This is a genomic window from Micromonospora sp. NPDC049203 (assembly GCF_043197215.1).
GTDB lineage: Bacteria > Actinomycetota > Actinomycetes > Mycobacteriales > Micromonosporaceae > Micromonospora.
Map to the genome: position 1 here is coordinate 39,421 of NZ_JBICSV010000011.1, position 13,310 is coordinate 52,730.

12 protein-coding genes are annotated in these 13,310 nt (G+C 73.3%); 6 read left to right on the forward strand and 6 right to left on the reverse strand.

All coding sequences use genetic code 11. The features are described from left to right. The first annotated feature begins 57 nt into the window (after positions 1-57). The 3 genes from ACGFIA_RS24590 to ACGFIA_RS24600 all read left to right on the forward strand — a co-directional run bounded on the left by ACGFIA_RS24590 (position 58) and on the right by ACGFIA_RS24600 (position 2,378). Positions 58-558, forward strand: coding sequence for a cation:proton antiporter regulatory subunit (locus tag ACGFIA_RS24590; RefSeq protein ID WP_357385212.1), 501 nt, complete (start codon positions 58-60; stop codon positions 556-558). Between the two features lie 5 nt (positions 559-563). Further along, positions 564-1,781 (forward strand): cation:proton antiporter, encoded by a 1,218-nt coding sequence (locus ACGFIA_RS24595; RefSeq protein WP_357385214.1) that lies wholly within the window; start codon positions 564-566, stop codon positions 1,779-1,781. A 168-nt stretch (positions 1,782-1,949) separates the two neighbouring features. Continuing rightward, entirely contained in the window at positions 1,950-2,378 is a 429-nt protein-coding gene (locus tag ACGFIA_RS24600; protein ID WP_357385216.1) for a hypothetical protein, read from the forward strand. Between the two features lie 91 nt (positions 2,379-2,469). Here the strand turns inward: ACGFIA_RS24600 and ACGFIA_RS24605 are convergent, their stop codons facing one another. The 5 genes from ACGFIA_RS24605 to dnaK form a co-directional block, all read right to left on the reverse strand. Continuing rightward, a complete protein-coding gene (locus tag ACGFIA_RS24605; protein ID WP_018785523.1) occupies positions 2,470-2,676 on the reverse strand; it encodes a hypothetical protein in 207 nt (68 codons plus the stop codon). A gap of 165 nt (positions 2,677-2,841) precedes the next feature. Next, positions 2,842-3,282: a heat shock protein transcriptional repressor HspR gene (locus ACGFIA_RS24610; protein ID WP_120572381.1), complete on the reverse strand. Its 441-nt coding sequence runs from the start codon at positions 3,280-3,282 to the stop codon at positions 2,842-2,844. A gap of 24 nt (positions 3,283-3,306) precedes the next feature. Continuing rightward, entirely contained in the window at positions 3,307-4,494 is a 1,188-nt protein-coding gene (dnaJ, locus tag ACGFIA_RS24615; protein ID WP_357385219.1) for a molecular chaperone DnaJ, read from the reverse strand. Positions 4,495-4,573: 79 nt separating this feature from the next. Next, positions 4,574-5,311, reverse strand: a complete 738-nt coding sequence (gene grpE / locus ACGFIA_RS24620; protein WP_357385221.1) for a nucleotide exchange factor GrpE — start codon at positions 5,309-5,311, stop codon at positions 4,574-4,576. Positions 5,312-5,359: 48 nt separating this feature from the next. Beyond that, positions 5,360-7,228, reverse strand: a complete 1,869-nt coding sequence (dnaK, locus tag ACGFIA_RS24625; protein WP_357385223.1) for a molecular chaperone DnaK — start codon at positions 7,226-7,228, stop codon at positions 5,360-5,362. A gap of 210 nt (positions 7,229-7,438) precedes the next feature. Between dnaK and ACGFIA_RS24630 the strand changes: the two genes are divergently transcribed. Genes ACGFIA_RS24630 through ACGFIA_RS24640 form a run of 3 tightly spaced genes read left to right on the forward strand, consistent with a single transcriptional unit; the run spans position 7,439 to position 12,235 of the window. Further along, entirely contained in the window at positions 7,439-9,256 is a 1,818-nt protein-coding gene (locus ACGFIA_RS24630) for an ABC transporter (protein WP_357385225.1), read from the forward strand. Beyond that, complete coding sequence (locus ACGFIA_RS24635) at positions 9,253-10,956, forward strand: GTPase (RefSeq protein ID WP_393262315.1); 1,704 nt, start codon at positions 9,253-9,255, stop codon at positions 10,954-10,956. The genes ACGFIA_RS24630 and ACGFIA_RS24635 overlap by 4 nt, the downstream gene beginning before the upstream one ends. 52 nt (positions 10,957-11,008) lie before the next feature. Then, positions 11,009-12,235 carry a hypothetical protein gene (locus ACGFIA_RS24640; RefSeq protein WP_357385229.1) on the forward strand — a complete coding sequence of 409 codons (1,227 nt, stop codon included), beginning with the start codon at positions 11,009-11,011 and terminating at the stop codon, positions 12,233-12,235. Positions 12,236-12,268: 33 nt separating this feature from the next. Here the strand turns inward: ACGFIA_RS24640 and ACGFIA_RS24645 are convergent, their stop codons facing one another. Next, the gene (locus tag ACGFIA_RS24645; RefSeq protein ID WP_357385231.1) at positions 12,269-13,015 is read right to left on the reverse strand and encodes a hypothetical protein; all 747 of its coding nucleotides are present in this window, start codon (positions 13,013-13,015) and stop codon (positions 12,269-12,271) included. Positions 13,016-13,310 lie beyond the last annotated feature (295 nt).

The window sequence follows — 13,310 nt, forward strand, 5'->3', positions numbered from 1 at the left end:
CGATCTTTAGTTCGGCCCCGGGATCGGCGCGTGCGCCGCAGCGGTAGCCTCACCGGCGTGCGAGTACGTGTCGAACAGACCGCCCTGCCCGGGATCGGCGTACGTCATGATCTGATGACGGAGTCCGGCCGCCGGCTCGGCGTGGTCTCCCATCGCAATGGCCGTCGCGACCTGGTCCTCTACGACCCGGACGATCCCGACTCCTGCCAACATGACATACCGCTGACCGACGACGAGGCGGAGGCGCTCGCCGACATCCTCGGCGCGTCGCTGATGCTGGGTCAGCTCTCCGGGCTGCGCGAGCAGGCCGCCGGGCTGCTGACCGAACAGGTCGCCATCCCGGCGGGCTCGAAGTACGTCGGCAGGCGGCTCGCGGACACCAAGGCACGCACCCGGACCAGCGCGTCCATCGTGGCCGTGCTGCGTCAGGGCGCCGTGAACGTCTCGCCCGAACCCACCTTCCGGTTCGAAGCCGGCGACGTGATCGTCGTGGTCGGTACCCGTCAGGGCCTCGACGGCGTGACCGCGATCCTCGCCGAGACCGATCCGGACGGCTGACGCGTATGCACGAAACCACAATCCTGCTCATCGAAGTCGGCGCGCTGCTGCTCCTGCTCGGCCTGCTCGGCCGCCTGAGCCGCCGCGTCGGCGTCTCGCCCATCCCGCTGTACCTGCTCGCCGGCCTGGCGTTCGGGCACGGCGGCCTGCTGCCGCTCAACGCCAGCGAGGAGTTCTTCGCCGTCGGCGCGGAGATCGGCGTGATCCTGCTGCTGGTCATGCTCGGTCTGGAGTACAGCGCCAACGAGCTGGTGGGCAACCTCCGCTCGGCCGCGCCGGCCGGGGTGATCGACGCGGTGTTCAACGCGCTGCCCGGTTTCGCCTTCGCGCTCCTGCTCGGCTGGGGCTGGGTGGCGGCCGTGGTGCTGGCGGGCGTGACCTGGGTGTCGTCGTCCGGCGTGATCGCCAAGGTGCTCGGCGACCTGGGCCGGGTCGGTAACCGGGAGACCCCGGTGATCCTCTCCGTCCTGGTGATCGAGGACCTGGCGATGGCCCTCTATCTGCCGCTGGTCACCGCGCTGCTCGCCGGGGTCGGCCTGATGAAGGGCGGCATCGCGCTCGCCATCGCGGTGTTCACCGTCGTCGTGGTGCTGGCCGTGGCGATCCGGTACGGCCACCTGATCTCCGCCGCGCTCTCCGCGAAGGATCCGGAGGCGCTGCTGCTCGGGGTGCTCGGCCTGACCCTGCTCGTCGCCGGCGTCGCGGCCAAGCTCCAGGTGTCGGCGGCGGTCGGCGCGTTCCTGGTGGGCATCGCACTGTCCGGGCCGGTGGCGCACCACGCCACCGAACTGCTCTCCCCGCTGCGCGATCTGTTCGCCGCGGTCTTCTTCGTGTTCTTCGGGCTGGTCACCAACCCGCTGGACATGCCTCCGGTGCTGCTGCCCGCGCTGCTGCTCGCAGTGGTGACCATGGCGACGAAGGTGGCCACCGGCTACCTGGCCGCCCGCCGGGTCGGGATCGCCGAGCCCGGACGCTGGCGGGCCGGGCTGGCGCTGACCCCGCGCGGCGAGTTCTCGATCGTCATCGCCGGACTGGCCGTCGCGGCCGTCTACCCGGTGGAGCCGAAGCTCGCCGCACTCGCCACCGCGTACGTGTTGATCACGGTGGTGACCGGGCCGCTGCTCGCCCGGCTGCCCGACACCCGGTGGTTCAAGCAGTGGCTGCGCACCCGCGCCGCAGCCGTACGGCCACCCGCGCCGCTACCCCTGGGCTCCGGCGACTGACCCCGGTGCCGGGCCGGATCAGCCGCAGGGCAGATCCGGCCCGGCGTTGTCAAATTGATCCCGGGAAGGTCTACCACTGCTCCGTCCAACCGCGTTAACGTTTCGGCCCAGCAGCCAGGGTCCGCGGGTGGCCTGCGCCCCCCGCCAGCGCAAGCGGAAGGTCGGCCGGTGAGCGTGCAGGAAGGTACGTTCCGCGGCTTCGCCAACCCCGTCGATCCCTCGCCCACCGAACTGCGGGCGTGGGCTTATCAACCGGACTCGGTGCCGCTGACCTCGATGCCGCCGGACTGGGACCTGCTGGTCGCCGGTGACCACCTGGTGCAGACGCTGTTCGACCTGGCGATGGACCAGAGCTGCCCGGCCCGGCGGTTCGCCCTGCACTGCCTCTACATCTATGCCGCCGACGGCATCCGGACGAACTTCCGCGCCCACCCGAAGCGCCGGTTCCGCAAGCTGGTCGAGCAGGCCGAGAAGTCCGGCGACGACCTGATGCGCAACTGGGCGCACAACAGCCGGGTGCTGCTGGCCCGACCGGATCTCTTCGTCTACCGGGACTGGTGCGAGGGCGGCCTGGTCCGCGAGAACCGCCGCCTCTGACCCTCGCCGCCGGATACGAACGGGCCGCGATCCCCCGGATACGAACGGGCCGGGATCCCCCGTGGATCCCGGCCCGCACGTCGGCGGATCGTCAGGTCGATCCGCCCTGCTTACGGCGCCGCTCGTCGTCCCGCGCCCGGTCCACGCCGTGGTCCGTCTGGTCGGCGAAGCGCCCTTCCTTGACCTTGTCGCTGAAGCGTCCCTCGGTGACCCGGTCGAACCGCTCGCGGACGTTCTCGGCCACCTTCTCCAGCCGTTCTTCCGCGCGCTCGGCCACCTTCTTCGCCGGTTCCGTCATGACTCCCCCCGCCAGTCCGGAGTCCGCTTTGAGGCTTTTACCCCTGCGGAAAGCGTAGTGGACCCCACCCTGCCGCACCCCGGTTTCCGCCGACCGGCCCGCGCACGACGAAGGCCGGCGCGGCCCCGGGGGAGCGGGGCGCGCCGGCCTTCCGGTACGAGGAGGTCAGCGGTCGGGAGCGCGGCGTGGACGCCAGACGACGAGCGCTGTGGACGTGCGGTTTGTGGGCACGAGGTCACCGCGGGGGAAGCCGCCGAGCGACTCCAGCTCGGCGATCCGCCGGTACGCGGCGTCCAGCTCCGCCTCCAGCCGGGCCACCCGCTGCTGCGCCTCTTCGAGCAGCCGCTCCAACCCGATGATCCGCTTGACCCCGGCCAGGTTGATCCCGTCGTCCTGGCTGAGCCGCTGCACCTCGCGGAGCAGCACCACGTCCCGGACGCTGTACCGGCGACCGCCGCCGGACGCCCGGCCGGCCTGCACCAAGCCCAGCCGGTCGTACTGGCGCAGCGTCTGGGGGTGCATCCCCGCCATCCGCGCGGCTACCGAGATCATCAAGACCTTGGCCTCGTAGGCCGGGTCACCCGAGCCGACGTACTCCTCCGACATGCCCGCTCACCTCCGCTGCCGCCGTCAACTGAATCGACGTACCCGCGCCTCGAGATGTTCCCGCGCGGCGGGCGGGGTCTGCGCCGCGAAGGTCTCCAGCGCCGCCCGCGCCTCGTCCGAGACCTTCGCCGGGACCACCACGTCGAGCGTGACCAGCAGGTCACCGGCGCGGCCGTCCTTGCGTACGACGCCCTTGCCGCGGGCGCGCAGCACCCGCCCGCTGGGCGTACCCGGTGGCACCCGCAGGGTCACCGTCCCGTCCAGGGTCGGTACGCGCAGGTCCGTGCCGAGAACCGCCTCGGCGTACGTGATCGGGACGTTCAGGGTCAGGTCATCCCCGGTACGCCCGAACAGCTCGTCCGGACGGACCTTCACCTGCACGAACAGGTCACCGGCCGGACCGCCCCGCTCGCCGGGCTCGCCCCGGCCGGCCAGCCGGATCCGCTGCCCGTCGGCCACCCCGGCGGGGAAGCGCACGGTCAGCGTGCGGGTCTTGGTGACCCCGCCGGTGCCGTGGCACTCCGGGCACTTCTCCTCGACGATCGTGCCGACGCCCTGGCAGTTGCGGCACGGCTCGGAGAAGCTGAACGACCCCTGGTTGCGGGTGGTCACCCCGGCGCCGTGGCAGACCGGGCAGGCCACCGGCTGGGTGCCGGGCTTGGCGCCGTTGCCGTGGCAGGTTTCGCAGACCCCGGGGGCGCGCAGCGTCAGCGGCAGCGTGACGCCGTTCACCGCGTCGGTGAAGTCGAGCGCCACCTCGGCCTCGACGTCGCGGCCACGGGCCGGGCCGCGCGGACGCGCCGGGCCACCGCCCCCGCCGCCACCGGAGAAGATCGTGCTGAACAGGTCGGTGAAACCGCCGCCGCTGAACCGGCTGTCGCCGCCGCCGGCGCCGCCGCCGAACAGGTCGGAGACGTCGAACGGCATGCCGCCCGGCTGGCCCCCGCCGCGGGCGCTGCGCCGGAACGCGCCGGAGCCGAACAGCGAGCGCATCTCGTCGTACTCGCGGCGCTTCTTCTCGTCACCGAGCACCGCGTACGCCTCGGAGACGGTCTTGAACCGCTCCTCGGCCCCGCTGTCGCCGGGGTTGTGGTCCGGGTGCGACTCCCGGGCCAACTTGCGGTACGCCTTCTTGATCTCGTCCGAGGAGGCGGACTTGTCCACGCCCAACGCGGCGTAGTAGTCCTTCTCGATCCAGTCCTTGGAACTCACCGGTCCACCCCCTTCCACGGGTCGAATCCCGGTCGTCCCGCCCGCCCGGTGCGGGCGGGCGGGACGTCACGGGTCGGCACTACTCCGGGTCCGCGACCGCGACCATGGCGGGCCGCAGCAGCCGCTCGCCGAGCTGGTAACCCCGGCGCATGACCTGTACGCAGGTCGGCTCGGTCACGTCGGCGGAGGTCTGGTGCGCCACCGCCTCGTGCCGGGTCGGGTCGAACGGGTCACCCTTCTCGCCGAACGCGGTCAGGCCGAACTTGGCGAGCGCACCGGTGAGCTGCTCGGCCACGCTGCCGAACGGGCCCACCAGGTCGCCGTGCTCGCGGGCCCGGTCCAGGTCGTCGAGGATCGGCAGCAGCGCGGTCAGCACCGCCCCGGTGGCCTGCTCCTGCACCAGGTTGCGGTCCCGGTCGACCCGCTTGCGGTAGTTGGCGTACTCCGCCGTCACCCGCTGGAGGTCGCGGGTGCGCTCCTCCAGGTCGGTGCGCAGCGACTCCAGCTCGGCGCCGAGTGGCGCGTCCGTGCCGGTCCCGCCGTTCGGCTCGGCGGGCGAGTCGACCACTGCCGGACCGCTGACCTCGGCCTCGCCGCCGATCTCGTCGACCACGACCTCGGCCTCCTCGACCAGCCCTTCGGCGGGCGCGTCGGCGGCCGCGTCGGCCGCCGAGGCGTCGTTCGCCGACTGCTCGGTCGCCTTGCCGAGCTTGCGCTTGTCGCGGATGACGACCCGGGGTTCGTCGCCGGTGTCCTTGCCGGCGCCCGGCGCCGACCCGGTGGCACCCGGGTCGGCCGCTCGTGGCTTGTCCGTCATGCGGTTACCTCATCCCTCTGCCGTGCGAATCGTGTCCGGGACCGGATGTCACTTCTTGTCCTCGTCCACGATCTCCGCGTCGACCACGTCGTCGGCGCCACCGGCCTTCGGGCCACCGGCCGCACCCGCGCCGGCACCCGCGCCCGGCCCGGCCGCACCCGGGGCGGTCTGCTCGCCCTCCTGCTGCTGGGCGTAGAGCAGCGAGCCCGCCTGCTGGGAAACCTGCGCCAGCTTCTCGTGCGCGGACTTGATCTTCTCGATGTCCTGTCCGCCGAGGGCGCTGCGCAGCTCGCCGAGCGCCTCGTTGAGCTGGTCGCGGTTCTCGCCGGGCAGCTTGTCGCCGCTCTCGGCGAGGAACTTCTCGGTCTGCCACTGGAGCGCCTCGGCCACGTTGCGGGTCTCGGCCTCCTCACGGCGACGCTTGTCCTCGTCGGCGTGCTCCTCGGCGTCCCGGCGCATCCGCTCGATGTCGTCCTTCGGCAGCGAGGAGCCGCCGGTGATCGTCATCTTCTGCTCCTTGCCGGTGCCCAGGTCCTTCGCGTGCACGTTCACGATGCCGTTGGCGTCGATGTCGAACGTGACCTCGATCTGCGGCACGCCGCGCGGGGCCGGCGGGAGACCGGTCAGCTCGAAGGTGCCGAGCTTCTTGTTGTAGGCGGCGATGTCCCGCTCGCCCTGGAACACCTGGATCAGCACCGACGGCTGGTTGTCGTCGGCGGTGGTGAACACCTCGGAGCGCTTGGTCGGGATGGTGGTGTTGCGCTCGATGAGCTTGGTGAAGATGCCGCCCTTGGTCTCGATGCCCAGGCTCAGCGGGGTCACGTCGAGCAGCAGGACGTCCTTGACCTCGCCCTTGAGCACACCGGCCTGGAGGGCCGCGCCGACGGCGACGACCTCGTCCGGGTTGACGCCCTTGTTCGGGTCGCGGCCGGTGAGCTGCTTGACCAGGTCGGTCACGGCCGGCATACGGGTCGAGCCGCCGACCAGGATGACGTGGTCGACGTCGGAGATCTTGATCCCGGCGTCCTTCACGGCCTGCTCGAACGGGCCCTTGCAGCGGTCCAGCAGGTCCTGCGTCATGCGCTGGAACTCGGCGCGGCTGAGCGTCACGTCGAGGTGCAGCGGACCGGCCGAGCCGGCGGTGATGTACGGCAGGTTGATGTTGCTGGTGGTGGCGGCGGACAGCTCGATCTTGGCCTTCTCGGCCGCCTCCTTGAGCCGCTGCATCGCCATCTTGTCCTGCGAGAGGTCGATGCCGTGCTCGCCGCGGAACGTCTTCACCAGGTGGTCGATGATGCGCTGGTCCCAGTCGTCACCACCGAGCTGGTTGTCACCGCTTGTGGACTTGACCTCCACCACGCCCTCGGCCAGCTCCAGCAGCGACACGTCGAAGGTGCCGCCACCGAGGTCGAAGACCAGGACGGTCTGCTCCTTGGAGCCCTTGTCCAGGCCGTACGCCAGGGCCGCCGCGGTCGGCTCGTTCACGATCCGCAGCACGTTGAAGCCGGCGATCTCACCGGCCTCCTTGGTGGCCTGGCGCTGCCCGTCGTTGAAGTAGGCCGGGACGGTGATCACCGCGTCGGTGATCTGCTCGCCCAGGTACGCCTCGGCGTCCCGCTTGAGCTTCATCAGCGTGCGCGCCGAGATCTCCTGCGGGGTGTACTTCTTGCCGTCGATGTCGACGGTCCAGTTGGTGCCGATCTCACGCTTGACCGACCGGATGGTCCGGTCGGGGTTGGTCACCGCCTGGCGCTTGGCGACCTCACCGACGAGCACCTCGCCGTTGCGGGCGAACGCGACGATCGAGGGAGTCGTACGCGAGCCCTCGGCGTTGGCGATGACGGTGGGCTCACCGCCCTCGAGAACGCTGACGCAGGAGTTCGTCGTGCCGAGGTCGATGCCGACCGCACGTGCCATGTTCGCTTCCTCGCTTCGTAACGGGTGAGCAGGTCAGACGGCCTGCCCGGCGGGCCGCCCGGAAGCGACCGCACCACAAGTTGAGTGAACTTGACTCAATAGTGCCACGCGTTCGCCAATCCGCAAGTCGAGGTTGAGCCGACCCGGCGCAACCCGACCGTTACTACCGTCCGGTTGTCTTACCTTGCGTCGGTCGGGCACGCTTTAGCGGTGACGACGCATGGCGATTCCGCCACCCGTGCCGGCGCGCCCGCCGTCGCAGCCCGCACCGGAGCCACCACCGGCGACGACCAGCCTGCTCACGCCGCCGACGGCCTGCCCGCCGCGCTCACCGGCCTGCGGGCCGCGATCGGCGCGGCCCGCTTCCCGCTCGCCCTGCCCTCGGCCGAGCCGGCCCGGCACGCCGCGGCGAGCGTCACCGACCAGCTCGACGACTACCTGCTGCCCCGGCTGGCCCGCCTCGACGCCCCGCTCCTGGTGGTCGTCGGCGGCTCCACCGGTGCCGGCAAGTCGACGCTCGTCAACAGCCTGGTGAAGGCGCGGGTCAGTGCGGCCGGTGTGCTCCGCCCGACCACCCGCTCCCCGGTGCTCGTGTGCAGCCCGGCCGACGCCTCCTGGTTCCGGCAGGGCGAGCTGCTGCCCGGCCTGACCCGGACCACCGAACCGAGCGACCAGCCGGGCACCCTGCACCTGGTCACCGCCCCGGCGCTGCCGCCCGGCCTGGCCTTCCTCGACGCACCCGACATCGACTCGGTGGTCGACGCCAACCGGGCGCTCGCCGGCCAGCTCCTCGCCGCCGCCGACCTCTGGCTGTTCGTCACCACCGCCGCCCGCTACGCCGACGCCGTCCCCTGGGAACTGCTGCGCAGCGCCAGCGCCCGGGGCACCGCGGTGGCGATGGTGCTGGACCGGGTACCCCCGGAGGCGGCCGACGAGATCGCCACCCACCTGTCCGAGATGCTCGCCGAGCAGGAACTGGGCGCCGCGCCGCTGTTCGTGCTGCCGGAGACCTGGGTGGACGGGCAGGGGCTGCTGCCGGACCGGATCACCGCACCGCTGAGCGACTGGTTCACCCGGCTGGCCGCCGACGCCGAGGCCCGCGCCGCGGTGGTCCGGCAGACGCTCGACGGCGCGCTCGCCGCGCTGCACCCGGTGGTGGAGGTGCTGGCCGAGGCCGCCGACGAGCAGGTCACCGCCGCCGACGCGCTGGACGAGCGGGTGCGGGCCGCGTACCGCGGCGCGGAGCGGAGCGTCGACCAGGGGCTCAAGGACGGCCGGTTGCTGCGCGGCGAAGTGCTGGCCCGCTGGCAGGAGTTCGTCGGCACCGGCGAGTTCTTCCGTGGGCTGGAGGCCCGCATCGGGCGGCTGCGCGACCGGGTGGTCGCCGCGGTCACCGGACGGCCCGCACCCGCCGCGGAACTGCGTACCGCGATCGAGTCCCAGCTCGTCACGCTGCTGCGCGGGGTGACCGCCGAGGCGGCGGAGAACGCGTACACCAGCTGGAAGGCGCACCCGGCGGGCGCGGCGCTGCTGGAACCGGACCTGGCCCACCCCTCGGCCGACCTGCCCGAGCGGGCCGAGCAGCTCGTCCGCGACTGGCAGCGCGGCGTGCTGGAGCTGGTCCGGGTCGAGGGCGGCGACCGGCGGTTCGTGGCCCGCACGGCCGCGTACGCGGTGAACGCCACCGGCCTCGCCGTCATGATCGGCGTGTTCGCCTCCACCGCGTTCATCCCCACCGGGCTGGAGGTCGCCGCCGGCACCGGCACCGCGGTGGCCGGGCAGACGGTGCTCCAGGCGATCTTCGGCGACCAGGCGGTCCGCAACCTGGCCCGCACGGCCCGCGTCGACCTGCTCGACCGGGTCGGCAAGCTGCTGGCCGAGGAGGCCGCGCGCTACCTGACCCGCACCGAGGCCGAACGCCCGGCCGCGAACGCCGGCGCGGCGCTGCGCTGGGCCGCCGTCGAGGTCGAGCGGGCCCGGCACCGCAGCGGTCTGTTCCCGACCCCCGAGCAGGACGGCCGCCCGTGAGCGCAGGCAAGGACGGCACCGTGAGCAACATCGTGGGACGGATACGCGAGGCGATGCGGGGTGAGCAGCGGGTCGACCCGGACGTCCTGATCGAACGGCTGACCGCGATCCAGCGGTTCCTCGGCGCGGTGGACGGCCACGTGCCCGACGCCCAGCTCGTCCCCGCCCACACGGTGGTCGAGCGCGCCGGTGACCGCCTCGCGCTCTCCGGCCGGCACACGGTGGTCGCGCTCGCCGGCGCGACCGGCAGCGGCAAGTCGAGCCTGTTCAACTCGCTGGCCCGGCTCGACCTCTCCCCGGTCGGCGTGCGCCGGCCCACCACCGGTGTCGCGCACGCCTGCGTGTGGGGCCCGCTGGACGGCGCGGTCCGGCTGCTCGACTGGGTGGGGGTGCTGCCCCGGCACCGGTTCGTCCGGGAGAGCCCGCTCGACGGCGACGACGAGTCGAACCTGCACGGCCTGGTGCTGCTCGACCTGCCCGACTTCGACTCGGTGCAGCACGGCCACCGGCTGGAGGTCGACCGCCTGCTCGGCCTGGTCGACCTGGTGGTCTGGGTGGTCGACCCGCAGAAGTACGCCGACCGCGTGATCCACACCAGCTACCTGCGCGAGTTCCACAGGCACCGGGACGTCACGGTCGTGGTGCTCAACCAGGCCGACCGGCTGCACCCGACCGAGCTGCCCAAGGTCCTCGACGACCTGCGCCGGCTGCTCGACGCCGACGGGCTGGACGGGGTGCCGCTGCTGCCCACAGTCGCGGTGGACCCGAACGGGCTGGACGGGCTGCGGGCCGAGCTGGAGCGCACGGTCGCCGAGCGGCAGGCCGCGCTGCGCCGGCTCTCCGGCGACGTGGACGCCGTGGTGGCCGATCTCGAACCGCTCGTGGGGCCGGAGCCGCCGCGCACCCGGCCCGGTGACGCCTCGGCACAGGAGCTGACCCGGGCACTCGCCGGGGCGGCCGGGGTGCCGACGGTGGCGGCGGCGGTGGAGGGCGCGTACCGGCACCGGGCGGTGGGCAACACCGGCTGGCCGCTGCTGCGGAGCTGGCGCAAGCTGCGGCCGGATCCGCTGCGCCGGCTGCACCTGTCCGGCCGGGATCCGGACGCGCCGGCGGAGAGCCTGGTCGCGGCCACCTCCGTACCCGATCCGACGGCCGCGCAGCGCTCCGCCGTCACGCTGGCGATCCGCGCGGTGGCCGAGCGGTCCGGGGCCGGCCTGCCGGTGCCGTGGCCCACCGCGGTGACCGCCGCGGCCCGGGCCCGGCAGGCCGACCTGCCGGGCGCGCTCGACCACGCGGTCGCGGCGACCGACCTGGGCATGGAGCGGCGACCGGCCTGGTGGCGGGTGGTGGGCGCGCTCCAGTGGGTGGTCACCCTCGCCGCGCTGGCCGGCCTGGTCTGGCTGCTCCTCGGGTACGCGGTGCGCCTGCTCGGCCTGCCGCCGCTGGAGCACCCGACGCTCGGCGTGGTGCCGTGGCCGACCGTCCTGCTGCTCGGCGGCCTGCTGGCCGGGCTGCTGATCGCGGCGGTGACCCGGCCGGTGGTCCGGTGGGCGGCCCGGCGGGCCCGGTCGCGGGCCGAGGAACGCCTGCTCACGTCGGTGGGCAGCGTCAGCGAGAAGTACGTGCTGGACCCGGTCTGGGCGGTGCTGGCGCGCTACGGCACGGCGCGGGACGCGCTGCGCGAGGCGGGACGGCGCTGAGCCCGGCGTGCTGACCGGTGTGAGGGCGGCGCGTGCGGCGTAGGGTCGACGCATGGCCACGCCACAGACCCCCTACGACGCGGTGCTGCACGCCGCGCGCGACGTGACGAGGCTCGACTCGGCCCTGGACGCGGAAATGCTCGGCGCCGCGTTGCTGGGCAGCGTCTACGCCGTCGCGGAGCACGACCGGGAGCAGGCCGTCCGCGAGTTCGTCAGCGGCTTCCTCGCCGCCACGTCCCGGCGCCGCAGCGCCGCCGCGACCACCCTGCGGGCCGTCTTCGCCGCCCTGGTGCCCGACGCCGAGGGCGCCGCCCGGGTCCGGCCCGGCGCGTACGCCCCGTCGTGGGCCGGCCAGCTCGGCCGGGTGCGCGTGACGGGCGCCTGGGCCTACGGCGACGTGTACGGCGACCAGACCTCCTACCTCGCCACCTTCGCGTACGACGACGAGGAGGAAGGCGGCCCGGAGCACGCCCTGGTGGCCCTCGTCGACCACAACATCGGCATCACCAAGGACGTCTTCGTCGGCGGTCCGGCCGGACGGATCGTCGAGCAGGCCCGGGAGATCTGCACCGAGGACGAGTTCACCTGGTTCCGCACCGAGGACCCGGCCCGGATGCACGCCGAGGTGAGCCGTCACCTGGCGGTCACCGACGACCTCGCCGAGCTGCCCGCGCAGGGCTCGCTCGCCACCGACCGGGCGCTGGTGGGCGCCCGGCTGGCCGCGCTGCCGGGGCCGACGCCGCCGCCCGGTCCGGCGGTCGTGCCGCCGCCCACCGACGAGGAACGCACCCGCCTGGTCCGGGTTTTCCTCGACTCGCCGGAGGCGGCCCGGTTCGGCCTGCCCGAGGTGGCCGACGGCGAGCTGGCCTCGCTGCATTTCTGCCTCGGCCTGCTGCTCGACCACGCGGCCAGCTTCCCTGATGCCGACCCGATGCGGTGGAGCCCGATGGTGGCCGAGCTGTTCCTGCTCGACTGGGTGCACCGCCGCGCCGTGCTGGACATGGACGACGCGGCGATGCTTCCCCGGGTGCTGCGCGCCTGGGCGGCGTACGCGGCCCGGCAACGCGGGCTGTCGCAGCCGGCCGCCGCCCGGACGGACGAGGCGATCACCGAGATGGTCCCGGAGTTCGCCCGGCTCTACAGCACCGGCGAGCGGCGCAGTCCGGCCACCGCGGCGGTGGCCCAGCTGATGGCGGACGGGGTGGACCCGGACGACCCGGAGGCGCTGAACGCGTGGATCGAGGCGAACCGTCACCGCCTCACCGACGACCCGGCCTGACCCGAGGCGCCCCGTCGTCGCGTGGCCACGCCCCTAGGCGGTCGCTGTGGGCGTCGGCGTATCGGCTGGTGTTGTCGGCTCGGCGGTGGAACCCGACGACGACGTGGCGGTGGGCTCGGTGGTGGGGTCCGAGGGCGGCTCGGACGTCGGCTCGGCGGTGTCCGAGGGCTCGGAGGTCGGCTCGACTGTCGTGACGGACGGCTCGGGGCTCGGGCTGGGGCTCGGGGTCCGGCTGGGCTCGGGCGTACCCGGGTGCGACGGCGACGGTGAGGGCACCGGAGACGGGCGCGGCGGGCGTACCGGCGTGGGACGGACCGGCGTGGACGGCGGCGGCGGTACGGCGACCGGGCGGGACCGGCGCCGGGAGCCGAGGTCGCTGTCGTCGGGCAGGGCCGGCGCCGCCGGGAGTACCGGGATGAACGGTCGCGCCGGGGGCACCGAGGTCACGTCGACGGCGGGCGTGGGTGTGGACGGCACGGGGGCCTGGGTGCCGTGCGGCATCGGGATGACCACCGGTCCGACGGAGGGGGTCGGCAGGAACGGGGTGCTCGTGTCGGGGAGCGCGCTGTTGCCGACGGTGGCCGAGCCGGTGCTGATCGCGGCGAGGATCGGCATCGACGCGGTGCCGGCGAGCAGGGCCACGGTGAGCAGGTAGCCGCGGCTGGGACCGCCGGTTCCGGAGGCGCGGTGCGCGCCCACGATCCGGCGGTACGGCGAGGCGGGCAGCGCCCGGTGCCGGCCGAGGAGGGGCGTACCGGGCGGACCCTCTGGTTCGGACACCGGCACACTCCTCACGTGCGGACAGGACGGGAGAGCGCGCGCGGATATTAGGACAAATGCCGCGCTAGGGCTCGACGTCAGCTTGACCCAGTGACGCTCAGTTCACCAGCCGCAACCGCGTGTCGACACACATTTTGTACGTCGGGCCCTCCCGCCACTGCGGACAAACCCGCTTATCCGTCGTCAACCCGACCGAACCTCACCTGCGAGGGAGGCCATACTGTGGGCCCGCTCACCTCCTCTGCAATCATTCAGGCATGACGGCAACGCAGCCGGCACCTCCGCGTACCCCGCG